27 protein-coding genes are annotated in these 25,624 nt (G+C 65.4%); 13 read left to right on the top strand and 14 right to left on the bottom strand.

Annotated elements, in window-relative coordinates; all coding sequences use genetic code 11:
• Window positions 1-9 precede the first annotated feature (9 nt).
• Complete coding sequence (locus JQ616_RS30210; protein ID WP_212021034.1) at window positions 10-1,866, top strand: branched-chain amino acid ABC transporter ATP-binding protein/permease; 1,857 nt, start codon at window positions 10-12, stop codon at window positions 1,864-1,866.
• A complete protein-coding gene (locus tag JQ616_RS30205) occupies window positions 1,863-2,561 on the top strand; it encodes an ABC transporter ATP-binding protein (RefSeq protein WP_212021032.1) in 699 nt (232 codons plus the stop codon). Before JQ616_RS30210 ends, JQ616_RS30205 begins: the two co-directional genes overlap by 4 nt.
• A 9-nt stretch (window positions 2,562-2,570) precedes the next feature.
• Here JQ616_RS30205 and JQ616_RS30200 read toward each other — a convergent pair whose 3' ends face one another.
• Window positions 2,571-2,996, bottom strand: coding sequence for an HIT family protein (locus JQ616_RS30200; protein ID WP_212021656.1), 426 nt, complete (start codon window positions 2,994-2,996; stop codon window positions 2,571-2,573).
• 105 nt (window positions 2,997-3,101) lie between these two features.
• Between JQ616_RS30200 and prmC the strand changes: the two genes are divergently transcribed.
• The gene (gene prmC, locus JQ616_RS30195; protein ID WP_212021030.1) at window positions 3,102-3,992 is read left to right on the top strand and encodes a peptide chain release factor N(5)-glutamine methyltransferase; all 891 of its coding nucleotides are present in this window, start codon (window positions 3,102-3,104) and stop codon (window positions 3,990-3,992) included.
• Between the two features lie 493 nt (window positions 3,993-4,485).
• A complete protein-coding gene (locus JQ616_RS30190) occupies window positions 4,486-5,271 on the top strand; it encodes a DUF4167 domain-containing protein (RefSeq protein WP_212021028.1) in 786 nt (261 codons plus the stop codon).
• A 62-nt stretch (window positions 5,272-5,333) separates the two neighbouring features.
• Here JQ616_RS30190 and JQ616_RS30185 read toward each other — a convergent pair whose 3' ends face one another.
• Window positions 5,334-6,086, bottom strand: a complete 753-nt coding sequence (locus JQ616_RS30185) for a class I SAM-dependent methyltransferase (RefSeq protein WP_074132158.1) — start codon at window positions 6,084-6,086, stop codon at window positions 5,334-5,336.
• A 185-nt stretch (window positions 6,087-6,271) separates the two neighbouring features.
• Here JQ616_RS30185 and gloB point away from each other — a divergent pair, with 185 nt between their 5' ends.
• A complete protein-coding gene (gene gloB, locus JQ616_RS30180) occupies window positions 6,272-7,039 on the top strand; it encodes a hydroxyacylglutathione hydrolase (protein ID WP_212021026.1) in 768 nt (255 codons plus the stop codon).
• On the top strand, window positions 7,039-7,470 hold the full coding sequence (locus JQ616_RS30175) for a cupin domain-containing protein (protein ID WP_212021654.1): 432 nt from the start codon (window positions 7,039-7,041) through the stop codon (window positions 7,468-7,470). The genes gloB and JQ616_RS30175 overlap by 1 nt, the downstream gene beginning before the upstream one ends.
• Before the next feature lie 135 nt (window positions 7,471-7,605).
• Here the strand turns inward: JQ616_RS30175 and yddG are convergent, their stop codons facing one another.
• From yddG to JQ616_RS30160, 3 genes are all read right to left on the bottom strand, one after another.
• Entirely contained in the window at window positions 7,606-8,472 is an 867-nt protein-coding gene (gene yddG, locus JQ616_RS30170; protein ID WP_212021016.1) for an aromatic amino acid exporter YddG, read from the bottom strand.
• A 148-nt stretch (window positions 8,473-8,620) separates the two neighbouring features.
• Complete coding sequence (phbB, locus tag JQ616_RS30165; RefSeq protein WP_212021014.1) at window positions 8,621-9,346, bottom strand: acetoacetyl-CoA reductase; 726 nt, start codon at window positions 9,344-9,346, stop codon at window positions 8,621-8,623.
• 249 nt (window positions 9,347-9,595) lie between these two features.
• Window positions 9,596-10,774 (bottom strand): acetyl-CoA C-acetyltransferase, encoded by a 1,179-nt coding sequence (locus JQ616_RS30160; RefSeq protein WP_212021012.1) that lies wholly within the window; start codon window positions 10,772-10,774, stop codon window positions 9,596-9,598.
• Between the two features lie 313 nt (window positions 10,775-11,087).
• Here JQ616_RS30160 and phaR point away from each other — a divergent pair, with 313 nt between their 5' ends.
• Window positions 11,088-11,678: a polyhydroxyalkanoate synthesis repressor PhaR gene (gene phaR / locus JQ616_RS30155; RefSeq protein WP_212021010.1), complete on the top strand. Its 591-nt coding sequence runs from the start codon at window positions 11,088-11,090 to the stop codon at window positions 11,676-11,678.
• 166 nt (window positions 11,679-11,844) lie between these two features.
• Here phaR and JQ616_RS30150 read toward each other — a convergent pair whose 3' ends face one another.
• Entirely contained in the window at window positions 11,845-13,536 is a 1,692-nt protein-coding gene (locus tag JQ616_RS30150) for a putative bifunctional diguanylate cyclase/phosphodiesterase (RefSeq protein ID WP_212021001.1), read from the bottom strand.
• A 220-nt stretch (window positions 13,537-13,756) separates the two neighbouring features.
• Between JQ616_RS30150 and JQ616_RS30145 the strand changes: the two genes are divergently transcribed.
• Complete coding sequence (locus tag JQ616_RS30145) at window positions 13,757-14,041, top strand: hypothetical protein (protein ID WP_212020999.1); 285 nt, start codon at window positions 13,757-13,759, stop codon at window positions 14,039-14,041.
• 12 nt (window positions 14,042-14,053) lie between these two features.
• On the opposite strand, the gene JQ616_RS30140 is transcribed toward JQ616_RS30145, so the two are convergent.
• The 4 genes from JQ616_RS30140 to mtgA all read right to left on the bottom strand — a co-directional run bounded on the left by JQ616_RS30140 (window position 14,054) and on the right by mtgA (window position 16,332).
• Window positions 14,054-14,524, bottom strand: a complete 471-nt coding sequence (locus JQ616_RS30140; protein ID WP_212020997.1) for a YybH family protein — start codon at window positions 14,522-14,524, stop codon at window positions 14,054-14,056.
• A 19-nt stretch (window positions 14,525-14,543) separates the two neighbouring features.
• A complete protein-coding gene (locus JQ616_RS30135; RefSeq protein WP_212020996.1) occupies window positions 14,544-15,170 on the bottom strand; it encodes a hypothetical protein in 627 nt (208 codons plus the stop codon).
• 144 nt (window positions 15,171-15,314) lie between these two features.
• Window positions 15,315-15,500, bottom strand: a complete 186-nt coding sequence (gene rpmF, locus JQ616_RS30130; protein ID WP_021077536.1) for a 50S ribosomal protein L32 — start codon at window positions 15,498-15,500, stop codon at window positions 15,315-15,317.
• A 160-nt stretch (window positions 15,501-15,660) separates the two neighbouring features.
• Complete coding sequence (mtgA, locus tag JQ616_RS30125) at window positions 15,661-16,332, bottom strand: monofunctional biosynthetic peptidoglycan transglycosylase (RefSeq protein ID WP_212020992.1); 672 nt, start codon at window positions 16,330-16,332, stop codon at window positions 15,661-15,663.
• Between the two features lie 200 nt (window positions 16,333-16,532).
• Here mtgA and JQ616_RS30120 point away from each other — a divergent pair, with 200 nt between their 5' ends.
• Both JQ616_RS30120 and JQ616_RS30115 read left to right on the top strand, forming a co-directional pair.
• Window positions 16,533-17,453 (top strand): polyprenyl synthetase family protein, encoded by a 921-nt coding sequence (locus JQ616_RS30120; RefSeq protein ID WP_212020990.1) that lies wholly within the window; start codon window positions 16,533-16,535, stop codon window positions 17,451-17,453.
• A 16-nt stretch (window positions 17,454-17,469) separates the two neighbouring features.
• Window positions 17,470-18,150, top strand: coding sequence for a DUF1345 domain-containing protein (locus tag JQ616_RS30115; protein WP_212020988.1), 681 nt, complete (start codon window positions 17,470-17,472; stop codon window positions 18,148-18,150).
• A gap of 80 nt (window positions 18,151-18,230) precedes the next feature.
• Here JQ616_RS30115 and JQ616_RS30110 read toward each other — a convergent pair whose 3' ends face one another.
• Complete coding sequence (locus JQ616_RS30110) at window positions 18,231-20,132, bottom strand: caspase family protein (protein ID WP_212020980.1); 1,902 nt, start codon at window positions 20,130-20,132, stop codon at window positions 18,231-18,233.
• A gap of 83 nt (window positions 20,133-20,215) precedes the next feature.
• Here JQ616_RS30110 and JQ616_RS39485 point away from each other — a divergent pair, with 83 nt between their 5' ends.
• Window positions 20,216-20,773, top strand: a complete 558-nt coding sequence (locus tag JQ616_RS39485) for a hypothetical protein (protein WP_249137469.1) — start codon at window positions 20,216-20,218, stop codon at window positions 20,771-20,773.
• 6 nt (window positions 20,774-20,779) lie between these two features.
• Here JQ616_RS39485 and JQ616_RS30100 read toward each other — a convergent pair whose 3' ends face one another.
• Window positions 20,780-21,238: a GFA family protein gene (locus JQ616_RS30100; protein WP_212020978.1), complete on the bottom strand. Its 459-nt coding sequence runs from the start codon at window positions 21,236-21,238 to the stop codon at window positions 20,780-20,782.
• A 98-nt stretch (window positions 21,239-21,336) separates the two neighbouring features.
• Between JQ616_RS30100 and JQ616_RS30095 the strand changes: the two genes are divergently transcribed.
• On the top strand, window positions 21,337-21,711 hold the full coding sequence (locus JQ616_RS30095; protein WP_212020976.1) for a nuclear transport factor 2 family protein: 375 nt from the start codon (window positions 21,337-21,339) through the stop codon (window positions 21,709-21,711).
• Between the two features lie 102 nt (window positions 21,712-21,813).
• Window positions 21,814-23,421: a Na+/H+ antiporter gene (locus JQ616_RS30090; RefSeq protein ID WP_212020974.1), complete on the top strand. Its 1,608-nt coding sequence runs from the start codon at window positions 21,814-21,816 to the stop codon at window positions 23,419-23,421.
• 72 nt (window positions 23,422-23,493) lie between these two features.
• Here the strand turns inward: JQ616_RS30090 and JQ616_RS30085 are convergent, their stop codons facing one another.
• Together JQ616_RS30085 and JQ616_RS30080 are read right to left on the bottom strand one after the other, a co-directional pair.
• Window positions 23,494-24,834 (bottom strand): Rieske 2Fe-2S domain-containing protein, encoded by a 1,341-nt coding sequence (locus JQ616_RS30085; protein WP_212020972.1) that lies wholly within the window; start codon window positions 24,832-24,834, stop codon window positions 23,494-23,496.
• A 171-nt stretch (window positions 24,835-25,005) separates the two neighbouring features.
• Window positions 25,006-25,605, bottom strand: a complete 600-nt coding sequence (locus JQ616_RS30080; RefSeq protein ID WP_212020970.1) for a DsrE family protein — start codon at window positions 25,603-25,605, stop codon at window positions 25,006-25,008.
• Window positions 25,606-25,624 lie beyond the last annotated feature (19 nt).

Here is a 25,624-nt window from a genome sequence, read left to right as displayed (position 1 = left end):
GATATTTAGATGCTGAAACAGCGCCCATACGTGATCGAATTCCTGACGGCCGCCGGCCTGGTTGTCGCGCCCTTCGTGCTGCCGTGGCTCGGCTTTGCACCCAACACGGTGAACCGGATCCTGGTCTGGGGCCTGTTCGGCCTCGGCTTCGACATCCTGTTCGGCTTCACCGGCCTGCTGTCGTTCGGTCAGTCGGCCTTCTACGGCACCGGCGGCTTCGTCGCGGCCTATCTCTTGACCCGCGCCGGCTTCCCGTACGTCGTGCTCGCGCTCGTGATCGGCATGATCGCCGCTGCCGCCACCGGCTATCTGATCGGCCTGATCGCGCTGCGCCGCACCGGCATCTACTTCGCGATGATCACGGTGGCGATCGCCGAGGTGTTCTTCTTCGTCGAATTCAATCCGCTGTCGGACTTCACCGGCGGCGAGAACGGGCTGCCCGGCGTGCCGACCCCGAGCTTCAATCTCGGCTTCACCACGCTGCACTTCACCACCGGCTGGTCGCTCTACCAGTTCCTCGCGCTGTGCTACTTCATCGGCGTCGTGATCGCGCTGCGCATCGTGCGCTCGCCGGTCGGGGCCGTGTTCAGCGCCATCCGGGACAATCCGCTGCGGGCGACCGCGGTCGGCCACAACATCCACGGCTACAAGCTGACCGCCTTCGTGATCGCCGCCGCCTATGCCGGCTTTGCCGGCGGTCTTTTGGGCGTGCTGCAGGCCTTCATGCCGCCCGACGCCTTCACCTTCGACACCTCGGGCCAGCTCGTGATGCAGACCGCGATCGGCGGCCGCGGCACGCTGTTCGGTCCGCTGGTCGGCGCCGCGGTGTGGCTGTCGCTGCAGGACTTCCTGCAGGCGGCGCTCGGGCTCGGCGCGGCCTGGAAGCTGGTGCTCGGCGTCGTGTTCGTGCTGCTGGTGTGCTTCCTGCGCCGCGGCATCATCGGCGGCCTCGCCGATCTCTGCGACCTGCTGACCGGACGGCGCGACGCCAAGGAGCCGGAGGAAAGCGAACCGGAGGCGATTGCCGTCGCAACCGAGCCGCACGCCGCGGCAGCGGCCGCGCCGGCGCCTGCCCGGCCCCGCCCCGAGGGCAGTCCGTCCGGACCGATCCTCCAGGCCAAGGGCCTGACCAAGCGCTATGGCGGCCTGCTCGCCAACAGCGACATCGACTTCACCGTCAATCACGGTGAGCTGCGCGGCATCATCGGCCCGAACGGCGCCGGCAAGTCGACCTTCTTCAAGATGCTGACCTGCGAGGTGCATCCGACCTCGGGCACCATCCTGTTCGACGGCCGCGACATCACCGGCATGAACGTCACCGACGTCTGCCAGCTCGGCCTGACCAAGAGCTATCAGGTCAACCAGCTGTTCGCCGGGCTGACGGTGCGTGAGAACCTGGTGATCGCGGCGCTGTCGGGGCTGCGCGGCAAGTTCAAGCTCGACCTGTTCCGCAGCATCGACAGCATTCCCGGCCTGTCCGAGCGCGTGCAGCACACGCTCGAGTTGGTCAATCTCACCTCGCGGCCGGATACGCCCGTCTCCGAGCTCGCCTATGGCGAGAAGCGGCGGCTGGAGATCGGGCTGGCGCTGGCGACCTCGCCGAGCCTGCTATTGCTCGACGAGCCGCTGGCCGGCATGAGCCCGCGCGAGCGCGTCGAAACCGTGAAGCTGCTGAAATCGATCAGCCAGGGCCGCACCATGATCATCATCGATCACGACATGGATGCGCTGTTCGAGCTCGCCGAGCGCGTCACCGTGCTGCAGGAAGGCCGCGTGCTGGTCGAGGGGACGCCGGAAGAGATCAAGAACAATTCGACCGTCCAGGAAGCCTATCTTGGCGGCGTGCATGGAGTGCTCGCCGCATGAGCCTGCTCGAAGTCAACGGACTGAACAGCTATTACGGGGATTCCCACATCCTGTTCGACGTCTCCATGCGCGTCGAGCGCAACGAGGTGGTGGCGCTGCTCGGCCGCAACGGCGCCGGCAAGAGCACGACGCTGAAGAGCCTGATGGGCGTGGTCACCCCGCGCCGCGGTTCGGTGAAGTTCGACGGCGTCGACATCGCCGGCAAGAAGAGCCACAAGATCGCGCAGGCCGGCATGCAGCTGGTCCATGAGGAGCGCCGCATCTTCGGCAGCCTGAGCGTCGAGGAGAACCTCGTGATCGCCGGCCTGACCGCCTCGCAGCGCTGGCCGCTCGACCGGATCTACGAGATGTTTCCGCGGCTCCGCGAGCGGCGCGGCAATCGCGGTACCGATCTATCCGGCGGCGAGCAGCAGATGCTGGCGATCGCGCGCGCCCTGGTGCGCGATCCCAAGATCATCCTGCTCGACGAGCCGTTCGAGGGGCTGGCGCCGGTGATCGTGCGCGACCTGATGAAGGCGTGTCGCGATCTCGCCGAGGCCGGGCAAACCATCGTGCTGGTGGAGCAGAACCTCGCCGCGACGCTCGCGCTGGCGCAGCGCATCTACATCATCAACAATGGGCACATCGTCCATGAAGGGCCGGCGCAGGAGATCAAGGCGCAGCCTGACGTGCTGCAACGCTATCTCGGGGTGTAGCCCGGCTATTCAGTCCGCAAGCGCCGCGATCATGCGTTTGGCATGATCGGCGAGCACATCCACCTCCGCCTTGACGGTCTGCGCCGGCAGCAGCGCAACGCCGGCCTTCACCGGCATCACATGCATATGCAGGTGGAACACGACCTGGCCACTGGCGGGCTCGCTGAACTGCTGGATGATGATGCCGTCGGCGGAGAATGCCTTCATCGCGGCGATGGCGATGCGCTTGGCCGATCGCGCCACCGCGGCAAGGTCGTCCTCCGCGATGTCGAGGATGCCGCGCGCCGGCGCCTTCGGAATCACCAGCGTATGCCCCGGCGAACGCGGCATGATGTCGAGGAAGGCAAAGGTCCGGTCGGTCTCATGGATCTTGAAGCTCGGGATCTCGCTGCGCAGGATTTTGGCGAAGATATTCTGGTCGTCATAGCCCGTCATGGTCGCGCGTCCCGGATCGATCATTTGAGGCATCGACCGTGCGCGCCGGCCACGCGCCGCGCAAGCGATATCGACGCCGCATCGACCATCGGCTAACAACGCGCGATGAGCGCATCAGCTGACAATGGCGACCAGACCGTCGAGGGTATCAGGCGCACGCTCGCCGCGCGCCTCGTAGCCGCAGGCCACGACAGCGCCGAGCTCGATGCGCGGCTGCTAGTCGGCGATGCGCTGGGGCTCGATCTGACCGGCATGGTGACCGGCGCCAAACGCATCCTGACCAAGGACGAAGCGGAGCGCGTCGAAGCCCTCGCGCGGCGCCGCCTCGCCGGCCAACCGGTCGCGCGCATCCTCGGCATCAAGGAGTTTTGGGGACTGCCGCTGCGTCTTTCCGCTGCGACGCTGGTGCCGCGCCCAGACACCGAGACCGTGGTCGAGCGCGCGCTCGAGCTGCTGCGCGCCAATGGCGCGGCGGATCGCAGCTTGCGGATCGCCGATCTCGGCACCGGTTCCGGCGCCATCCTGCTGGCGCTGCTCTCGGAACTGCCGAACGCGCATGGCTTCGCCACCGACATTTCGTCCGAAGCATTGCAGACAGCAAGCCGGAATGCCGCCGAGCTCGGCCTTGGCGATCGCGCGACGTGGATCGCATGCGATTATGCCAGCGCCTTGACCGGCACGTTCGACCTGATCGTGTCCAACCCGCCCTACATCCCCTCGGCCGACATCGCCGGGCTCGACGTCGAGGTGCGGGCGCACGACCCGCGGGCGGCGCTCGACGGCGGCGCCGACGGGCTCGACGCCTACCGCGCGCTGATTTCGCAATCTGCGGGTCTTTTGGCCTCGGGTGGATTATTGGTTGTGGAAGTTGGGCAGGGCCAAAGTGCCGACGTTGAAGCCCTGATGACGGCCTCCGGCTTATCCCCAACGGGTCCGCCCAAAGCCGATCTCGGGGGCATTCCGAGGGCCGTTTCAGCCCGCCGGCTGCCCCGATAAAGTCCTATTGGAACGCAAAAAAACCTCTTGGATTATCCCCCGGGAACGACTACGTTCCGGGCACAACATCGGTGCTGGCCCCGTAATCGTTACGGGTGATGACCAGGGTTCAGCAGAGCCCGCCGATCGAAAGGTTCCAGGAACGCAGGTCTATTGAGCGCAATAGCCGAAGCTGTGCTGCTCTGACCGCCAAGCGAACGAAAGCCTGTTATTGCGCTTGAAGACTTACGCACGAGAACTGGGCCTGTCTCAACGGGCGGTATGATTTGGTCGCTGGCGCGTTTTGTCGGCGGTTGGGGAACGCGTCTTTGCTGCACGCGACTTTGCTGAACGAGATGGTCGGCGACATCGAAACCACTTCGAACGGTATCGCGATTCCGTGTGCCTAGGCGCGCGCCGAATCGGACTCTGGGAATCGGACTTCTGAGAAATCGGACTTGAGAAATCGGACTGTGGACTGCAATCACTTCAGGGCTGGAATAAAAGGCGACAGATGAGAAACGGTCAGAACAACAAGCGGATGCGCAACCGGAATAACAACAACAATAACAACAACAATAACCGGCGCGGCCAGAATCCCCTGACACGGGTGTACGAATCGAACGGACCCGACATCAAGATCCGCGGCACGGCCTCCCACGTCGCCGAGAAATACGTCCAGCTCGCGCGCGATGCACGCTCCTCCGGCGATCCGGTGGCAGCCGAGAACTACTATCAGCACGCCGAGCACTACTACCGGATCATCGCGGCCGCGCAGGAGCAGTTCCGGCAGAATCAGCAGCAGCCGCGTCCCGACGCCGAGCCGGTCGCGACCGAGGACGGCGACGACGACAGCGACGGCTATTCGAGCTTCGGCCAGGAGCCGGGCTTCGTGCCGCAGCAGCAGCAACCCTTCATGCGCGAGAACGGCCAGCAGCCGTATCAGCGCGAACAGCAGCCGCGCGAGCATCGCGAGCGGGACGCGCAGCCGCGTGAGCATCAACCGCGCGAACATCGCGAGCGCGAGCATCGTCCGCAGCCGCAATACCAGCCGCAACCGCAGAACCAGCCGCAGCCCGCGATGGCGGATGCCGGCGGCGTCGATCGCCTGCCCTCGTTCATCACCGGCGGCGCGCAGCCGCAGGTCAATGGCGGGACCTATGAAGCCAACAATGGCGGCGCAGAGCGCGGCGAACGCAGCGAGCGCTTCCCGCGCCGTCGCCGTCGTCCGCACAGCCCGCGTCCCGACATGGCGGCGCAGCCGGCACCGAGCGACGACTTCAATCCGGGCAACGAGTAACAGACATATACAGCGCCACCCTCCCCTGGAGGGTGGCGAATCCGTGTCACGGCTGCGTTGTCTTACGACTCCGAGTGACTCGACTTGCGCGTCGCCGTCGACGACGGCACCAGCACCGGACGCAATGACGGGATCAGCTGGGTGCGCTCGCGGCGCGCAGGGATCGCGCGATAGACCTGCTTGCTCGCTTCCACGATATGCACGCCCGCGAATGGCATCGACAGCGCGGCGCCGACGCGCTCCCACGCCATCGCCGAGCGCAAGAACCAGCTGCCCTGCACCGGCGGCATGAACAGCGCCTCGCCCCATGACGCCGGCGTGAACCAGGTCTGCCGCAACAGCTGGGTGATCTGCGCCCGCGAATAGGGCCGGCCGTGCCCGAACGGCGTGGCATCGGTGCGGGTCCAGACGCCCCGCCGGTTCGGGATGATCGCGATCAGCCGCCCCGACGGCGACAGCACCCGCCACACCTCGCGCAGCAGCCGCTCGGGATCGTCGGACATCTCCAACGCATGCACCAGCAGCACGCGGTCGACCGCGGCATCCGGCAGCGGCATCGAGAATTCGTCGATCAGGGTCGCCAGCGCGGGCCGGCCGGTCGGCCATTTCAGCACGCCCTGGGCTGCCGGCATGAAGGCAATGCAGCGCTCGCAGGTATCACGGAACAGGCCGAGATAGGGTGTCGGATAGCCGAGGCCGAGCACGCGCTGGCCTTCCGCGTTCGGCCACCGTGCGCGGATGCCGCGGTTGATCAGTTGCCGCGCCACGATGCCGAGGCGCTGCGAATAGAAGTCGCGGAGGTCGATGACGTCCATGGTGGCCAGCCTAACATGCCCCTCGCCGCCGCAGGGCGCGGAAATTTGCGTTGCCGCCGGAGCGTTAACGCCATATTTCACACCTATATTGGGCGCGTTAAGAGCACGATCCGGGAAAGTTGCGACCGGTTTTTCCGAAGCGATCATGCTCTGAAATGCCCGTCCCGTTTGTTCGTGGAGATATCATGACCGCCGAAATTCGCACCTTCAGCTGCCTCACCGACAATTTCGGGTACCTGATCCACGATCCCGCGACCAAGGCAACGGCGTCGATCGACGCGCCGGAGGCCGGCCCGATCATCAAGGCGCTGGAGCGCGAAGGCTGGACGCTGACCGACATCCTGATCACCCATCACCATGGCGACCATGTCGGCGGCGTCGCCGAGCTGAAGCAGAAATATGGCTGCCGCGTCGTCGCCCCGCACGACCAATCGGCCAAGATCGCCAATGTCGATCTGCGCGCCGCCAATGCCGACATCATCAAGGTCGGCAGTCTCTTGGCCCGCGTGGTGGAAACGCCCGGCCATACGCTCGACCATATCTCCTACGTGTTCGACGGCGAGAAGGCGGTGTTCGCCGCCGACACGCTGTTCTCGATCGGCTGCGGCCGGGTGTTCGAAGGCACCTATCCGATGATGTGGGATTCGCTCCTGAAGCTGCGTTCGCTACCGGACGATTTCCGTCTCTATTGCGGCCATGAGTACACCGCTTCCAACGTGAAATTCGCGCTCACCATCGAGCCCGACAACGCAGCCTTGCAGGCGCGCGCAGCGGAAGTCACAAAACTGCGCGCCGAGAACAAGCCGACGATCCCGGTGCTGCTCGGCGACGAGAAGAAGGCCAACGTGTTCCTGCGCGCCGACGAGCCTGTTGTCGCAGCCAAGCTGCACATGAAGGGCGCCGACCCGGCCCAGGTGTTCGGCGAGCTCCGCGAGCGCAAGAACAAGTCGTGATGTCACAGCTCTCGGCTGCCGAGATCATCGCGCGGCTCGCGCTCAAGCCACATCCCGAAGGCGGACATTATCGCGAGACGTTTCGCGACGAACGCTCCGATGCCGATGGCCGTGCGCATTCGACCGCAATCTACTTCTTGCTGGCGCACGGCGAGCGCTCGCACTGGCACCGCATCGACGCGGTGGAGATGTGGCACTATTACGCCGGTGCGCCGCTGACGTTGCGGATTGCGCGGGACGGCGAGCCACAGCACGCGATCACGCTGGGGCCGGACGTCGCGCGCGGCGAACAGCCACAGGCGATCGTGCCTGTTGGCGCCTGGCAGGCCGCGGAGAGCAGCGGCGACTGGACGCTGGTCGGCTGCACCGTCGCACCGGGATTCGAATTTGCGACATTCGAGCTGGCGGCGAAGGGCTGGGAGCCGGCCTAGTTCGTCATTCCGGGATGCGCCACTTGGCGCAGGCCCGGAATCCATAACCACGATCGTGAGTATGGATTCTCAGATGCGCAATTGCGCATCATTGCTCGCGCTACGCGCGCCCCGGAATGACGAGTTGATAGAACCTCAGCGCTTCCACACCATATCCTTCGCCGCGATCAGCCCGCCACCGGCGATCAGGAGCGCGGCGATGGCGATGTTGGCGCTGGGCTTGGCAAAGCCGGCTGCGATCAAGAACCCGGTCGAGAGCAGCGGCGTGGCGTAGGATGCGGCACCGAGTACGCGGATGTCGCCACGCTTCATGCCGATGTCCCAGGCGAAGAACGCCGCGCCCACCGGACCGATGCCGAGCGCCACGACGGCAAGCCATTGTAGCGGCGTGGCGGGCCACACCGTGGTCTCCACCATCATGTGCATCAGCGCCGCAAGCGCCGCGGTCGCAAGGCAGAAGCCTGCGACCGCATCCGTCGGCACCGCCTTGAGCCGGCGCGACATCACCGAATAGGCGGCCCACACGAACGCTGCGACGAAGGCCGCCGCGAAGCCCGGGATCTGCTCCTTCGTGAAGGCGCCGGTGTTGCCGGCGAACAGCAGCACGGTGCCGGCGAGGCCAAGCAGCGCGCCGATGACGTGATGGATCGCCAGCCGCTCGCCCGGCAGCAGCGACGAGAACAGCACGATCAGCAGCGGCCAGAGATAATTGAGCAGGCCGGCCTCGGCCGGCGGCGCGAAGCGCAGCGCCAGGAAGTACAGTGCGTGATAGCCGAACAGGCCACCGACGCCGACCACCCAGGCGATCAACGGCTGCCTCAACGCGCCGAACGCCGACGGCCGCAGCAGGAAGCTTGCGAACGCGACCGCAGCGCCGATCGCAAAGGTCATGGCGGCGAGTTGGAAGGCCGGGATCGCCCCGGTCGCGACCGTCATGACCGACAGCAGCGACCACATCAGGATGGCGGTCAGGCCGACAAGGGTGGCAGTTCGGGTCGTCATCTCAATACAATCTGTCGTGGCCGCGCAAGGCTGTGTGCAGTCACGTCCTTGCTTCGCGCCCCGCGGTTGTAACGACGAAAATGCCCGGCACAAGGCCGGGCATCACGACTTGATCGGGTGCGCCTGCGACGCGACGACGCTTGTCGCGTCAGGCGTGGTACTGGCCGCCGTTCACGGTCAGCGTCGAGCCGGTGATGAAGCCGGCATCGTCGGCGGCGAGGAACACCACCGCGCGCGCGATCTCCTCGGGTTCGCCGAGCCGGTTGACCGGAATCTGCGGGATCACGTTCTTCTCGAGCACGTCCTTCGGCACCGCCTGCACCATTTCGGTGTTGATGTAGCCGGGGCAGATCACGTTGACGGTGATGCCGCCCTTGGCATTCTCGAGCGCGAGCGCCTTGGTGAAGCCGATGTCGCCGGCTTTCGCCGCCGAATAGTTGACCTGGCCGAACTGGCCCTTCTGGCCGTTGATCGAGGAGATCGAGATGACGCGGCCGAACTTGCGGGCGCGCATGCCCTCGATCACCTGGCGCGTCATGTTGAACAACGAGCCGAGGTTGGTGTTGATGACGGCATTCCACTGTTCGAGCGTCATCTTGTGGAAAGCGGTATCCTTGGTGATGCCGGCATTGTTGACGAGCACGTCAACCGGGCCAAGATCGGCCTCGACCTGCTTCACGCCGGCCGCGCAGGCCTCGAACGATGAGACGTCCCACTTGTAGACCGGGATGCCGCTCTCCGCCTTGAACTTCTCCGCCGCGGCGTCATTGCCGGCGTAGCTTGCCGCCACCTTGTAGCCCGCCGCTTTCAGCGCCTTGCTGATCGCAGCTCCAATGCCCCGCGTTCCGCCCGTCACCAATGCAACACGTGCCATGTCCGTCTCCTCCTTGGCCGTCTTTTATGACCGGATCGCTCCGGCCTTCGCACTCATAACGAAGCGCGAGATCGTCGCGCTTCAGCTCCCTTTTTGAGCATGATCTTGTCGGAAAACCGCGTCACACTCTTCCGGATCTTGCTCGCAAAACAAAAATGCCCGGCGCAAAGCCGGGCATCTTTTCTATCAGCTCGCGCCGCGGTTGACAGATGATCTTTTCATCACCTAACCGACCTCGCTGCCTTTTGTTCAGTCGCGTGCAACGCACATGGCGATGCCCATGCCGCCGCCGATGCACAGTGTCGCGAGGCCCTTCTTGGCATCGCGCTTCTGCATCTCGTGCAGCAGCGTCACAAGCACGCGCGCACCCGATGCGCCGACCGGATGGCCGATCGCGATCGCGCCGCCGTTGACGTTGACCTTGGCCGGATCCCAGCCGAGGTCCTTGTTGACGGCGCAGGCCTGCGCGGCGAACGCCTCGTTGGCCTCGATCAGGTCGAGGTCGGCGATGTTCCAGCCGGCCTTCTTCAGCGCCGCGCGCGAGGCGGGGATCGGACCGGTGCCCATGATCTTGGGATCGACGCCGGCCTGACCCCACGACACGATGCGGGCCAGCACCTTCTTGCCCTGCTTGGCGGCTTCCTTGGCGGTCATCAGCACGACGGCGGCGGCGCCGTCATTGATGCCCGAGGCGTTGCCGGCGGTCACGGTGCCGTCCTTCTCGAACGCCGCGCGCAGCTTGGCCATCGCATCGATCGTGGCGCCATGGCGCGGATATTCGTCGGCGTCGACCACGATGTCGCCCTTGCGGGATTTGATGGTGACCGGGACGATCTCGTCCTTGAACTTGCCGGCCTTCTGCGCCGCCTCGGCCTTGTTCTGCGAGCCGACCGCGAACTCGTCCTGCTGCGACCGGGTGATCTGGTACTGTTTGGCGACGTTCTCGGCGGTGTTGCCCATGTGGTAGCCGTTGAAGGCGTCCCACAGGCCATCCTTGATCATGGTGTCGATCAGCTGCAGGTCGCCCATCTTGACGCCGCCGCGCAGATACTGCGCATGCGGGGCCATGCTCATGGATTCCTGGCCGCCCGCGACGACGATCGAGGAATCGCCGTTGAGCAGCGCCTGGTAGCCGAGCGCCACCGTGCGCAGGCCCGAGCCGCAGAGCTGGTTGACGCCCCAGGCCGGGCTTTCCACCGGGATGCCGGCCGCGATCGAGGCCTGGCGGGCCGGGTTCTGGCCCTGCGCCGCGGTGAGGATCTGGCCCATGATGACTTCGGAGACCTGGCCACCCTCGACGCCAGCACGCTCCAGCGCTGCCTTGATGGCGATCGCACCGAGGTCGTGGGCCGGCGTGGTGGCGAAGGCGCCGTTGAAGCTACCGACGGGGGTGCGGGCGGCGCTGACGATGACGACATCGTCTGACATGGACATCTCCTATGGGTTGTAGCTGGGTTTCTCGACGGCGGGCGGCCGGTTTGGCGGGCCTGTCTCTTAATGACATCCTGTAAAGCTCATTGAGCCATGTCAATCGAACTGTCGCGCAAATTGCGCCGCGACGCACTCAAAATGACGCCCTTGGCACATTCCTGAGCAAATCCTATGCTTTGGAATTAACCGCAAAGCACAAAACGGTAGCCGAACGGCTTTGAAAATGCTTACCTTTGCTGCGATGCGTTGCATTTAGCCCTGCGGCGATGCTGTCGGGGTTCCAGGTTCTTCGGTGTTGAAGTGAGAGCCCATGGCAAAATCTGAACATCCGACCACGATCAAGAAATACGCGAACCGGCGGCTCTATAATACCGGTACGAGCACCTATGTGACGCTCGAGGACCTCGCAGCGATGGTGAAGGAAGGCGAGGATTTCCTCGTCTACGACGCCAAGACCGGCGACGACATTACCCGCTCTGTGCTCGCGCAAATCATCTTCGAGCAGGAAAACAAGGCCGGGCAGAACCTGCTGCCGACCACCTTCCTGCGCCAGCTGATCCGCTTCTATGGCGACAGCATGCAGATGGTGGTGCCGAAATATCTCGAACAGTCGATCGAGACGCTGACCAAGGAACAGGAGAAGTTCCGCAAGCAGATCGCGGGCGCCCTGAGCGGGACGCCGTTTGCGCCACTCGAAGAGCAGGTCCGCCGCAACATGGAGCTGTTCCAGCAGACCTTCTCGATGTTCAAGCCGTTCGCGCCGCAGCGCGGCGGCGCGGAGCCCGAGAAGGTGCCGGAGCCCGCGGCCGACGACGGCAACATCGACGACCTGCGCCGCCAGATGAAGGACATGCAGGAACGCCTCGAGCGCATGTCGCAGCCGGCGAAGAAGGACGAGTAGGTTTCTCGTCTCAGTCGCTGGGCTGGCCACCTCTGAAACCCGTCACCCTGAGGAGCGCGCATTGCGCGCGTCTCGAAGGGTCGACGGCCACCAGCCAGGCCGTGCATCCTTCGAGACGCCGCTACGCGGCTCCTCAGGATGACGGGTCTTGTAACGGCAGGCCAACCTACCCCGCAGCGGGCACGGTCTTCTCCGCGGGCGCATTCCACGGCCGGTCCGGCGAGGCGAGGCCGATCAGGCGGCCCTGGATGAAGTCGCAGCCCCATTCGCGCAGCATCACGGCGGCTTCCTCGTCCTGCACCCATTCGGCGACCGTCTTGATCTCGAGACGGCGCGCGAGATCGATCAGCGTCTGCACGAAGGCGCGGTCGTCGGCCGAGCGCACGATGTTCTGCACAAAGGCGCCGTCGATCTTCACGATGTCGACGCCGAGCTTGCGCAAATTGCGGAACGAGGTGTAGCCGGCGCCGAAATCGTCGATCGCGATCCGGCTGCCGAAATTCTTCAGCCGCGTGACGAAGCCGCGGACATCGTCGATATCCTGGATCGCGACCGTCTCGGTGATCTCGACGATCAGCCGCTCGCCGACGCCGGGATGCGCGCGCATCAAGGATTCGATGGTCGCCCACCAGTCCGGGTCCATCGTGGTGTCGGGCGAGATGTTGAGGCTGAGCTGCACGCCGGGAGCAGCGGCGAGCTCGGCGATCGCAAGCTCCAGCACGCGGTGATCGACCAGCCGGATCAGGCCGAGCCGCTCGGCGACCGGCACGATATCGGGCGCCAGCAGCGCGCGGCCGTCATCCTGCTCCATGCGGACCAGGCACTCGTAGAACGATGGCTGCCGCGAGCGCGCGTCGACCACCGGCTCGAAGCCGATCACGATACGGCGCTCGTTCAGCGCGGTGACGATCTCGTCGGTGACGCGGATGTTGACGCGGCGCTGGGCATCACGCTCGACATTCGGCTTCCACAGCGCGAACGATCCGGCGCGGCGGCTCTTGGCGGCGTCCAGCGTCTCCTGGGCGCGATTGACCGCCTCCTCCGCCGACTTGGCGTGGCGCGGAATGGTGACGGCGCCGATCGATGCCGTGACCGACACCGGGCCGGACTTGGTCGGCACCACCTCGTCGCGCACCGCGGCGAGGAAGCGTTCGGCCGCGACGTTGGTGTCGTCGACGGTGCAGTTGCGCAGGATCAGGCCGAACTTGTTGCCGGAGAAGCGGCCGAGCATATCGCCACTGCGCAGCCGGGCGCGAATCCGTTTCGCCACCTCGGCGATGACCGCATCGGCGACATCGAAACCGAAGGCATCGTTGATGCGCGCCAGATGATCGATGCCGATCAGCATGAAAGCGCAGGAGGTGCGGAAGCGCGCGCACTCCTCGATCGTCTCGGCCAGCGAGGCGACCAGATGGGTGCGGTTGAGTTCGTTGGTCAGCGGATCGTGCCGCGTCAGCTTCAACAGCTGCTCGTCGCGGGCGTGGCGTTCATTGTTGACGCGGACGATGCCCTGCACGCGCGCCGGCCGGCCGTCGGCCCCGGCAAACCAGCAGCCGGTCTCCTCGATCCAGATCACCGGCGCCGAGGTGACCGCGCGCACGCCATATTCGATCCGGTAGGGCACGCCCGCCGCGTTCTGCACCGGCGCGGATTGGCCGAGCGCATCCGCGCGAATGCTGCGCGACGGCTCGATCAGCTTGGCGAGCTCGGCGCCACTGGCGAGCGCCTCGGCAGGGATGTCCGCGAACACCGTCGCCGCATTGTCGCTCCAGGCAATCGCGTCGGTCGCCAGGTCCCAAGCGAATGTCGCTTGGCCGAGCGAGACGAGGATGCTGGCAGCTGGCGGGACAGGTGGCATCGAACATGTCTCGATCTGGGACGGCGCCCGGTGATTCTCCACAGCCTCAAGATAGTGGTTCCGGCGAATCCAACGCTAGGAGAAGTTGATAAATAATCTGGAAACCACGTTTTGCGCTGCCGCGGAACGAACTGGGGATGGCGGGCATGACCCTTGCCATGAGGGTTGTTGCGGAGGGACGTGACGTCCCAAACTATGACGCTCCAACGGGTCGCAGACGATGCTGGATATCGATCAATCGGAAATCCTGGACGGCGAGTTCACCGACACGGCCGGGGCACCCTGCACCGCCCTGGTGCCGCTGGCGGTGACCACGCATTGGGCGCCCAAGATCCCGCTGCCCCACGGCGACCCTTCATTTCTGGCTCACCTGATCGCAACTGCGGCGCACGAGCCGCAGACGCGCGGGTTGCGGCGTGGGTCATTGGCCGATGCGCAGAGCGCCTATGGCCCGCATCTCGACGAACGCCGCAGCGTGGCGCGGCGCACCCGGCAGATCATCTAGGCAGCAAGCGATTCAGCGGGCCTTGACCGGCCGGTTGCCGTGGCTGTCCTGCGGCACGCCGCGGCGCAACGACATGTGCGAGTGAATGCCGAGCCAACGCCCGTCGGCTTGCCGCGCGAGGATGATCGTCGCCCGCCCCGGCCGATCGAAGCGGCTGCCGTCCGGATGAAAGCCGGTGCTGGTCCAGGGTGTGATCACCGTCGCCATGCCGCCATCGCCGCTGACCAGCACCTCGGTGTGCGCGAGATCGAAGGCGAAATCCGCGGTGCGGGGCCAGACATTGTCCCATTGCATCTCGGTCCAGCGCGTGCGGCCATGGATCAGCTCCTGATAGGTGCCGAACGAGATGATGTCGGAATGCCAGAACGGACGGGCGGCCGCATAGTCGACCGCCCTGACGCAGGCGGAGAACCGTTCAAGCCAGTCAAAGATCGATTGGGTGGTCGTCGGATCGGCGATCGGAAGGGGCGCTTGTTGGCTCATGGCTCCCTCCGAAAACGCGTTAGCGCTGCGGCGTATCCGACGGCGGGTGACCGCCCGGTTGCAAATCCGGCGAGGTGACGGTTGGCTTTGGCGCGGACTGATCGAGCAGCACGGATTCCGCGACCGATGTCGCCGGAGGAACGGGCGCGGCCGGTGGCGGCGCGGCAGGCGCCGGTGCGGCGACAGGCGCGGGCTCGACCCGCGGCGCGGGTGCCGGCACAGGCTGCGGCGCCTCGGGCTGCGCCTTGCTGACGGTTGGCGCGGGTGCCGCGACCACCGCACGACGGCGGGTGCGGAGCGCAATGCCGGAAATGAAATCGACCAGTGCGAGCAGCGTCAGCAGGCAATAGGTCGAGTTGCCGAACTTCGGCCAGAGCACGAATTCGGCCGCGGCCGCGCCGAACACGATCAGCGACAGCAGATGATCGGTGAGATATTTCGCGCCGGGGCGCGCGCCCTTGATGACCTCGAGCAGCAACAGCAGCACGCCGGCCGCCAGCAGCATGTCGCTGAGCGTGATCTGCCACACTTCGCCCGACAGCAATGTCAGCCTGATCAGCGGGTCCGTGAAGGACACGCCGGGCATCAGGAAGGCGATGATGTTGTAGACCGCGAGCGGAACGAGCAGCAGCGGAAAACCGACCATCGGGGCTTGCGCCTTATTCAGGGAGAACCAGCAATAGCGGCGATGCTCAATGGCTTCGCCGCGGACGCGCCCGTCTTGACCGCACTCGTTGGCCGAATTCGGGCGCCACGCCGTTTTGATCAGCGCGGCAGCCGAACGTCCCGATCAGGACTCTTTCTTCGCCTTCAGGACCTGGCGGCCCTTGTACATGCCGGTCTTCAGGTCGAGGTGGTGCGGACGGCGCAGCTCGCCGGAGTCCTTGTCCTCGACATAGGTCGGGGTCTTGATCGCGTCAGCCGAACGGCGCATGCCACGGCGCGACGGCGAGGTTTTTCTTCTGGGAACGGCCATGACGGTGTCCTCTAGGGGTGTTGCGGAGGCATCGTCCGAAATGGGGACGAGCGCACAGCGCTTCAAAGCGCCAGCTGCGATGCCGGTAAGGCCGCGCTTATAGAGGAAGGCACCGCGTAAAGCTAGGGTGCGATACAGCAAAATCCGCCCAAAATCGGCCTCAGGAGCCGCGATTTTCGCGCCAGCAGTGGGTCACCGTGTTGGCCCGCGCCATATAGGTGCCGGACAGCCTGCGCACCCCCGGCCCCGGGTTCCGGGCGTTCCTTTTGACCGGATTCGGCAGAATCGCCGCCAAAAGCGCAGCTTCGCGGGGTGATAGCCCTGCCGCGGACCGGCCGAAGGCATATTGGGCGCCAGCTTCGGCACCAAACTGCCCGGAGGGGCCCATTTCCGCGATATTGAGGTAGATTTCCAGGATCCGCTGCTTGGGCAGCACGAAATCGATCCAGAGCGCCAGCGGCATTTCCAACCCCTTGCGGATCACGCTGCGGCCCGGCCACAGGAACAGGTTCTTGGCGACCTGCTGGGTGATGGTCGAGCCGCCGCGCGCCGCCTCGCCGTCCTCGGCATCGTTGAGCACCTCGCGCAGCGCCCCCCAATCGATCCCGTGGTGCTTGCAGAAATGGGCATCCTCGGAGGCGACCACCGACCGCGGCAAATAGGGCGACATGGCGCCGAATTCGATCCAATGCCGCGTCACCGGGGCCCCGCGCAGGCTCCGCCATGCCATCAGGGCCGAAACTGGCTGACCGGTGCGGTAGAACGGGGTCACCAGATAGGGCAGCAACAGCAGGGCCAGCAAAAGCAGCAATAAAATTCGGACAATGCGCAAAACGGGGGTTTCCGGGGAGGGCGTCTCCAGAGAGGATTTGCGACCCGCCCGCCAGGATACGGCCGGCGCCGTCAGACGTCTGAGGGATAATTCACGGTTTTTCCAGCACTTTTAAGGCGCAATCCGTCGCAGGGCAGCAATTGACGAAGCCGGTGTCATCAACGATTGTCCGGCCGAAAATCGATCTGGAGCAATTCTTAATGACGACCGGTACTGCAGAGTTTTCCAAGCGGCTGGACCAGACCGCGGAGGATACCGAAGCCCTGCTCGCGAAGCTGCTGTCGGATGCGACCGAAAGCGACGAGATCGTGCGGCCGAAGCGGCTGATCGAGGCGATGCGCTATTCGAGCCTCGGCGGCGGCAAGCGGTTGCGGCCGTTCCTCGCGGTCGAGAGCGCCGCGGTGTTCGGCATTCCGCGCGAATCCGCGCTACTGGTCGGCGCCGCGCTCGAATGCATCCACTGCTACTCGCTGATCCATGACGATCTGCCGGCGATGGACAATTCCGATCTGCGCCGCGGCCGCCCGACCCTGCACAAGGCCTATGACGACGCCACCGCAATCCTCGCCGGCGACGCGCTGCTCACGATCGCCTTCGACATCATCACCCGCGATGCGATCCACAAGGACGCGCAAGTCCGCCTGCTGCTGACCCGCGCGCTGGCGCGTGCGTCCGGCGTCGGCGGCATGGCCGGCGGCCAGATCCTCGACCTCGCCGGGGAAGGCCGCTTCGGCGACCGTGAGCCGGTCGACGTCGCGCGCCTGCAGCAGATGAAGACCGGCGCGCTGCTGCGTTTCGGCTGCATCGCCGGCGCGATCCTCGGCCAGGCGTCCGAGAAGGAGTACCAGGCGCTCGACGATTACGGCAAAGCGCTCGGCGAGGCCTTCCAGATCGCCGACGATCTGCTCGACGTCGAGGGCGATGCCGCCGCACTCGGCAAGCCGGCCGGCGCGGACGCCGCGCTCGGCAAGACCACCTTCGTCACCCAGCTCGGCATCGATGGCGCCAAGCAGCGCGTGCGCGACCTCCTGGCGCGCGCCGATGCCGCATTGTCGGTGTTCGACGACCGCGGCGAGGTGCTTCGTGCAGCAGCGCGCTTCGTCGCCGAGCGCAAGAACTAGCTGGAAGCGGCGTGAAATGAACAAGGAGTTCGACGACCGCCTTGTTCGTTTCCGCAAACTGCCGATGCCGGTCCGCGTCGTGGTGGGCCGGCCGCGGACCTTCGTCTCGCTCGCGGTCGGCATCACCGTCGCGCTGTTGATCCCCGGCGCGACGCGCCTCGTCACGCGCCTGCTCGCCGGCTGGGACGCCTTCGCCGCGCTCTATCTCGTGCTCGCCTATGTGATGATGCTGCGCTGTGGCGTCGCCCATATCAAGCGCAGCGCCATCCTGCAGGACGATGGCCGTTTCCTGATCCTGCTGCTGACTGCGTTCGGCGCGCTGGCGAGCCTCTTGGCCATCGTGTTCGAACTCGGCGCATCCAAGGGCAGCCCGGCCGGACTGGCGGTGGCGATCGTCACCATCACGCTGTCATGGACCGCGGTGCACACCGCGTTCGCGCTGCACTACGCTCATGAGTTCTATCGCGGCAAGACGCCCGGCGGTTTGCAGTTTCCGAGCGGCGATGCGCATGCCGACGCCGATTACTGGGACTTCGTCTATTTCTCGTTCGTGATCGGCATGACCGCGCAGGTCTCCGACGTCGGGATCACCGACAAGATCATCCGCCGCACCGCGACCGTGCACGGCATCATCTCGTTCGTGTTCAACACTGCGCTGCTGGCTTTGATGGTGAACATCGCGGCGAGCGCGATTTAGTTGGAGCGGCATGCTCGCTGCACCTCTCCCGCTTGCGGGAGAGGGAGTTCACGGCTCCTTTCGCAGCGAACGCGATTTGGCTAGTTGCAGACCTCGACGTTGCCGACATTGCCGCCGGGGCCGCCGCCGCCGCGATATTCGAGATGGCAGCCGTGCCGGACCGGACGGCACAGATAGGCATCGCACATGATCTGACCGCTGCCACCGCCGCCTTCAGCCCTTGCCCGCTTCTGCGGGCGCGGAATTGCCGCTGATGGGAGCTGCGGTTCGCCCTGATCGCGCTGCGGATGGAACGCGCGTTCGCGCTCGCGGCGCGACGAACGTTCGTCGCTGTCGCGCTTGGCGACCGGCTTCCGCTCGCGCCGCTTCTCGCATTCATTGTCGTCGTTGAGGAACGAGCCCTCGGCGCAGACGATCCTGCTGCAGCGATCGCCGTCAGCCTTGTAGCCGCGCTCGCAGACCAGCGGGCAGACACGCGCCTGCTTCAGCTTGATCGCGTCTAGCGTGTCGACGCTCGCGGTCTTGATCTCGAGCTTGGTGCCGGCATAGCGGTTGAACAGCGTCAGCGAGCGCTGCGAGGCCGCATTCCAGTCGCCGTCGACGGCGCCGGTCAGGCAGCCGACCCGGCGCAACTCGGTCTGCACCGATTTGACGACATCGGCCTCGGGCGACCCGGTCGCCAGCGCCGCCACGGTCGTGGTCTTCTCGGGCGACGCCGGAGTTGGCGATGCGGCGGCTTGCGCTGCCGCCTGATCGGTGGCCGTCTTGTCTGCCGCGGTTCGATCGGCGAGCGCCACATCGGCTTGCCGCTTCTGCTCGGCCGCTGCGGCCTGTTCCTGCGCGACCTGCTTGGCCTTCTCGGCCGCAAGACGCGCCGCTTCGGCCGCCTTGGCGTCGGCCTCCGCCTTGGCCTGCTGCGTCTTCTGCGCGCCCTCGGCGGCGAGCCGCGCGCGCTCCTGCTCGGCCTGACGCGCCTTCTCGGTGGCCGCAATGCGCGCATCCTCGGCGGTGAACTTGTCGAGTTGCAACCGCGCGAGGTTGGCATAGTAGCCGCTCGGATATTGGGCGAGGAACGCGTTCATCGCGTTCCTGTTGCCGATCTGAAGCGCCAGCTCGTAATCGCGACGCGCCTCGGATTGCGGCGACGGCGCAGGCGCCGCCGGCGCGGCAGCAGCAGTAGGCGCGGGCTTCTGCGGTGCCGGCACCAGCGGCACGTCCTCGCCACCGAGCGAGCCATAGACGAACGGTTCCTGGCGGTTGTTGGTGGTCTTCAGCACCTCGTCGCGGACATAGCCGAAGGCGCGGCGGACATCGAGACCGGGGGTCGGCAGAAACTTCGACAGCGCGATCGTGAACGGGCTGTTCTTGCCGTCGCCGTCGGCCGCAGTCGAGCCCGCCTTCGCCGAATAGGCGATCAGCACGTTCGGGCTGGTCGGCTCGACCTTGGCGAGCCCCTGCCCGATCGCCCGGGTCGCCAGCGTCCGCTTCATGGTCTTGGCAAACGGGTTGTCGCGGCAGGCATCGAGGATCACCAGCCGCAGCTTCCGGGCCGGCTCGATCGCGACCAGGATGCGGTCGAGCGAGAGCGCCTCGTCATAGACGTCGGTGTCGCGCTCCAGCTTCGCATCGACCGGGATCAGATAATTGGCGCCGTCCACCTCGATGCCATGGCCAGCGTAATAGACCAACGCGATATCGGCATCGCGGGCGAGGTCGGCGAATTCGCGCAACGCGCGGCGGGTCTCGACGGCCGGCAGATCCTTGCGGAAATCGACCACGTCGAAGCCGGCATTCTTCAGTGTCGAGGCCATCACCGATGCATCATTGACCGGGTTGGCCAGCGGCGCGGTGTTCCGATAGGCGGAGTTGCCGAGCACCAGCGCGACGCGCTTCTCGGCGAAGGCCGGCTGGCAGATCAGGAGCAGAAGACCTGCGGCAGCGAACAGCAATCGATTCAATTTCAACAGCCCAGACCCAATCATGGCGACACTTCCAGGACCCGACTTCCAATATCCGGCATGTCCTAACACGCAGCCCCAACTACCAGAAAGCGGCGCCGGGCTTTGTGAGGCGGCTCACGATCCGCGCCCGCGGGACCATGCCGCCCTCATTATTAGTCAGCGGAAGCGAGCGCCGGTTCGCAATTGGCTGGGCCGGGCATTTCGTGCACGATCGGGGCAACCAGAACAAGCATCCGGAGGACGTCATGCAGTGCACAAGCGCACCGGTTCCATCCGCCCGATCCGGCGCGACCGGCCGCTTGACCCGAAACCTCCTCGCCCTCGCGCTGCTGGCTGGTTGCGCCGCGGGCTGCGGCCTGGTCGACGCCGTGTTCGACGGCTTCAAGCACGCCAAGGCCGTGGAGAACGATCTGATTGCGATGGTCGGGGTCAAACCGGCAGTCGGGTTCAACTGGCACAATGGCCGGCTCACATCGGTTACCGTGACCTTCCCGAGCCTGCTGCAAGACAAGCCGTTGCAGGAACTGGCCGACGCCGCGCGCACCGCGGTCGGCAAGGAATTCAAGCAGCGCGCCGACGACGTCGTGCTCGCCTTCTCGCTGGGGCCGTCCGAGACCACTGCAGCACAAGCAGACCCGGTTCAAAGCAAGAACTTGCCTTGAGCGGGTTTATTCCCCGCTTTGCGTCACGTGCCCCTGATATTGCGGCAGCTCGTCCGAAATCTCGTACCACGGCGCCTTGGAGCCGACGAAGATATGCGCGCTCGGTCGGATCGCCGGCGCTTCGCGCAGCGTGCCCATCGTGACATGGACATAGGCGCCGTCGCGGACCTGCGAATAGAGCAGCGACCCGCAGCGGCCGCAATGCGCGTCGTGGGTCACGGCATCGCCGTAGATCAGGAGAGCGTCGGCGCCGCTGACGACGGCGAATTTCTCGCGCGCGATGCCTGCGAACGGCTTGAACGCCGATCCGGTGGTGCGCCGGCAATTCGAGCAGTGACAATTCAGCGCATACGCAAACGCGTCGACGACCTCGTAGCGCACGTCGCGGCAGTAGCACTCGCCGGTCAGGATGCGATCGTCTGAGTTTGCATGCGAATTTGCGTTGGAATTTTCGGATGCAGTCACAACTTACCTCTCACACGGAATTTTATCGCCGGCCATGGCGCTATCCGGCGGATCATGCCTAAATCCTAGCAGTCAAATCCTGCCGGGAGGACCAACCAATGAGCCATGATCGATCCAGCGTCGAAAGCGTCGTGCAAACCTATTTCGACGGCCTCTACGAAAGCAATGCCGACAAGCTCGCCGAAGCCTTTCATCCGAGCGCCGATCTGCGCTGGGTGGAGAAGGGCGAGCTCAAGGTCCTGACTGTTCCTGATTGGCTCGCTTTGGTGCGCAAGCGCACGTCGGCGAAGGCGGAAGGCAAGCCGCGCGAGGACTTCATCGTCACCATTGACCGCTCCGACGACAACACCGCCTTCATCAAAGTGCGCTGCCAGCTGCCGCCGCGCTATTTCACCGACTATCTGGTGGCGATGAAGCTCGCCGATGGCTGGCAGATCGTCTCGAAGTCCTACCGCTACGACCTCAAGGATTGACCGGGCGGCCAACCGCATCCCCACGACGGCTTTGTGACACGCGGTCCGGCTCCGGCCGGACCGCATTGACTGGCGCTGGTTTCCGGGCGAATTGAGCCCATTATGGAAGCCAAGTTTCAGATCTTTCTCACGTTGCTCGGCGTGCTGGCGGGAACCGCGCTGGTGGCACGCCGGACCGATATCGCGCCGGCGATCCTGCTGCTGCTGGTCGGCATCGTGCTCGCCTTCGTGCCGGGCATGCCGTCGCTGGAACTGCCGCCTGAACTGGTGCTGCTGGTGGTGCTGCCGCCGCTGATCTATTCGGCAAGCGTCGCGATGAGCTGGCGCGAGTTCAAGGCCAATCTGCGGCCGATCATCCTGCTCTCGGTCGGCTGCGTGATCTTCACCGCCTTCATGGTCGCGGCCGCGACCCATTATCTGATCGGCCTGCCCTGGAGCATCGGCTTCCTGCTCGGCGCGATCGTGGCGCCGCCCGACGTGGTGGCGCCGCTCGCGATCGCGCGCAAGCTCGGCCTGCCCCGCCGCGTCCTGGTGGTGCTCGAGGGCGAAGGGCTCGCCAACGACGCGACCGCGCTGATCCTCTACCGCTTCGCGCTGGCCGCGATCACCACCGGGCTGTTCTCGCTGCCGAAGGCGACCGGCACCTTTTTCGTGATCGTCGCCGGCGAGATCGCGTTCGGCACCGCGATCGGCTGGCTCAGCCTGCGCGCCCGCCGCCGCGCCCGGGATCCGCAGGTCGAGATCACGCTGTCGCTGATCACGCCCTATCTCGCCTACTGGATTCCCGAGCATTTCGGCGGCAGCGGCGTGATCGCGACGGTTGCCTGCGGGCTCTATATGAGCTGGAACGGACCGCTGCTGATCTCGGCCGCAACCCGCCTGCAGGGCATCTTCTTCTGGGATTTGATCATCTACCTGATCGAGGGCCTGCTGTTCCTCCTGACCGGCTTCCAGATGCGCTCGCTGGTCGAGAAGTCGAAGGCGTTTCCGCTGCACGACATCCTGACCGCCACCGCGCTGGTCGCCGTGATCGTGATCGTCGCGCGTTTCCTCTGGGTGTTTCCCGGCACCTATCTGCCGCGCTGGATCAGCAAGCGGGTGCGCGACCGCGATCCGCTGCCGTCGTGGCGGGCGGTGTTCGTGGTCGCCTTCACCGGCGTGCGCGGCGCGGTCTCGCTCGCCGCGGCACTGGCGCTGCCGCTGACGCTGCCGAATAGCGACGCCTTTCCGTATCGCGACCTGATCCTGTTCGTCGCCTTCGGCGTGATCTTCGTGACGCTGGTCGGGCTCGGTCTCGGACTGCCGCCTGTCGTGCGCTGGCTCGGCCTCGCCCAGGACGGCCGCAGCGAGCACATCGCCGAGCACGAGCAGGAGATCGCGGCCCGGCGCGAGGCGCTGAACGCCGCGCTGAAATCGCTCGATGCCATCACCGACGACCGCGAGCTCTCCGACGAGGTGATCAAGCTCTTGCGTTCGCGGCATGAGATCCGCTTCAACCAGCTGCCCGATACGCTCGACCCCGAAAAGCACGACGTCTCCGCGGCCGGCACCGCGCTGACCCGGGAGCTGATTTCCTCCGAGCGCAAGTTCATCCACATGCTGCTGCGCGACGGCAAGATCACCGACGAGACGCGGCGCCGGATCGAGCGCGACCTCGACCTGGAGGAAGCCAGCCTGTCGAACCGCGAGTATCGCGGGATTCCGTTGTAGCGCGCGTTACCCCTCCCCACGTCGTCCCGGCCGAGTGCGCAATTGCGCACTCGGCCGGGACGACGGTGTGCCCTATTCCGCAGCCGCATTCTGCCCGGGACCGCCGACGAAGCCTGAGGGATCGCCGAAGCGTTCGATCATGACCGCGGTCAGGTCCTTGGTCTTGCTGGTGACGCAAGCGCCGGAGCGCACGGTGTAGCGATCCTGATGCGCCGCATGCGGCGGCGCCTCACCCTTTTGCAGCGCGCGGGCCGCCTCCAACACCAGCTTGCGGAAATGCAGGATGCCGAGATCGGTCGGGCCGAGATGCTCGCGGGTGCGGTCGGCGATCGGGCCCTGGCTGTCCTGCACCGCCGCGTCCTGCTCGGAGACACCCTTGATGCCGGTGTAGCTCTTGGTCCGCTGCAGCTTGCGGTCGATCAGATAGTCGTTTGCCTTGTTGCGCAGCGGCACGTAATTCTCGTCGACGACGGCCATCACGCCGTTGCCGTTGGCGTAGCCCTCGCGCTCGGCCTCGGTCAGCGGACGGTCGGGATTCCACGCATAGGTGTAGATCCAGCAATTGGTGTCGGTGACCGGCACGAAGGTCTGGCCGAACATGTTCTCGCCCGGCATCGAGCTCGGCGCGTAACTGTGGAACGGCATCAGGAACTGGGCGATGCGCCAGTAGATATTGTCGCTGCCGGTGAGCCGTCCACCCGCCACCGTCAGCCCCGCCTCATGCGGATTGATCTTGATTACCGGGCGCGGGTCCTCGGCGATCCAGCGCATGTGGTCGGTCGCGACCCGCGTCAGCGGATTCACGAAATGCTTCTTGATGTCGAGGATCTCGTTCTCCTCCTTCTCGAAGGAGAGATGCGCGAAGGTGAAATGCGCGGTGTCGATCGAGCCTTCGACCGCCTGCACCCAGTTGCAGTCCTGCCATTTCTTGGTGACGAAGCGATGCGAGGCCGGCAGCAGCGCCATCTCCAGCGCCGGCAATTCGGGCATCTGATCGGCCGGGCCCATATAGGCCCAGATCATCTCGCCCCACTCGCGCACTGGATAGGACTTGATGCGGATCAGGTCCTTGGCGTTGAGGTCCGGATAGGACGTCGGCATGTCGACGCAGCGGCCGTCGGTGTCGAACTTCCAGCCGTGATAGACGCAGCGGATGCCGCATTCCTCGTTGCGGCCGAGCCAGAGATTGGCGCCGCGATGCGGGCAGTATTGATCGATGATTCCGACGACGCCTCTGCTGTCGCGGAAGGCGAGCAGCTCCTCGCCCATCACGACGATCTTCTTCGGATCGCTGTCCGGCTCCGGCAGTTCTTCCGAGAGCAGCACCGGAATCCAGAACCGGCGCAGCAACTCGCCCATCCCCGTTCCCGCATTCGACTCGGTGAGGAACTTGTTGTCTTCGGCGCGGAGCATGGCGTTTCCCCGGGGTTGTTTTTGATTTTCCCGGAGCTTGGCGGAGCCAATGCGCGGCGTCAATGCGATTGCCGACGCGGCCGGGCAGCGCCGCCCGCCGAACTGGCGGATTTGCGCCGATTTCCGGTCCGCGCCCGCTTAGGGGTCTTCAACGCAAGCTGGCGCTGCAGCTCACGGCTTCACATAGGCCCACCCCTTCTCCTGCAGTTCCATCACGCGCACGACGCCCGACTTCACGACTTCCGCCTGCTTGATGATCGGGATCGACTTGTTCTCGGCCTTCTGCATCTTCTCCTGGGTGTTGCCGCAAGCCTTGAACGACACCTCGGGCGTACTGAGGGCCATTTCCTCGATGCGCGCCTTCACCGGCGAGGTGTCCTCGCGGAGCATGTGCAGGCCAGGGCCGAACGTCACCACCTCGATCTTCACCTTCTCGCCAAGGCCCTTGTAATATTCGGCCACGTTCGTCGCGTTGTTGAGCGTGAGGTTCATGGCGGCGGGATCATTGCTGTTCACCTGCAGGATCAGGTGATGCTCCTTCCCCTTCGGCGCCGCCGGATCGTGCATGCGCGCATATGCGGCGCGCTTGCGTGTTTCGGCCGTGCCTCGCGGCTTTTCGGACTTCCGAGCGTCGCTCGCCTGGTACGCTGCGGACTGCCCGTTCGGCACCCAGTATTTGCCACCTTGCTGGGCCGCCGCCAATGACGTGGAAGCCAGCACAGCGGCGGCAATCATCGCAACAAATTTCAGGGCAGATTCAAAACTGAACATCAGATATCTCCATCTCGAA

Origin of the sequence: Bradyrhizobium tropiciagri, from assembly GCF_018130545.1 — a bacterium.
Taxonomy (GTDB): Bacteria; Pseudomonadota; Alphaproteobacteria; order Rhizobiales; family Xanthobacteraceae; genus Bradyrhizobium; species Bradyrhizobium tropiciagri_A.
Note: the sequence above shows the minus strand (reverse complement) of the source record. Positions and strands in the feature narration are given on the sequence as shown.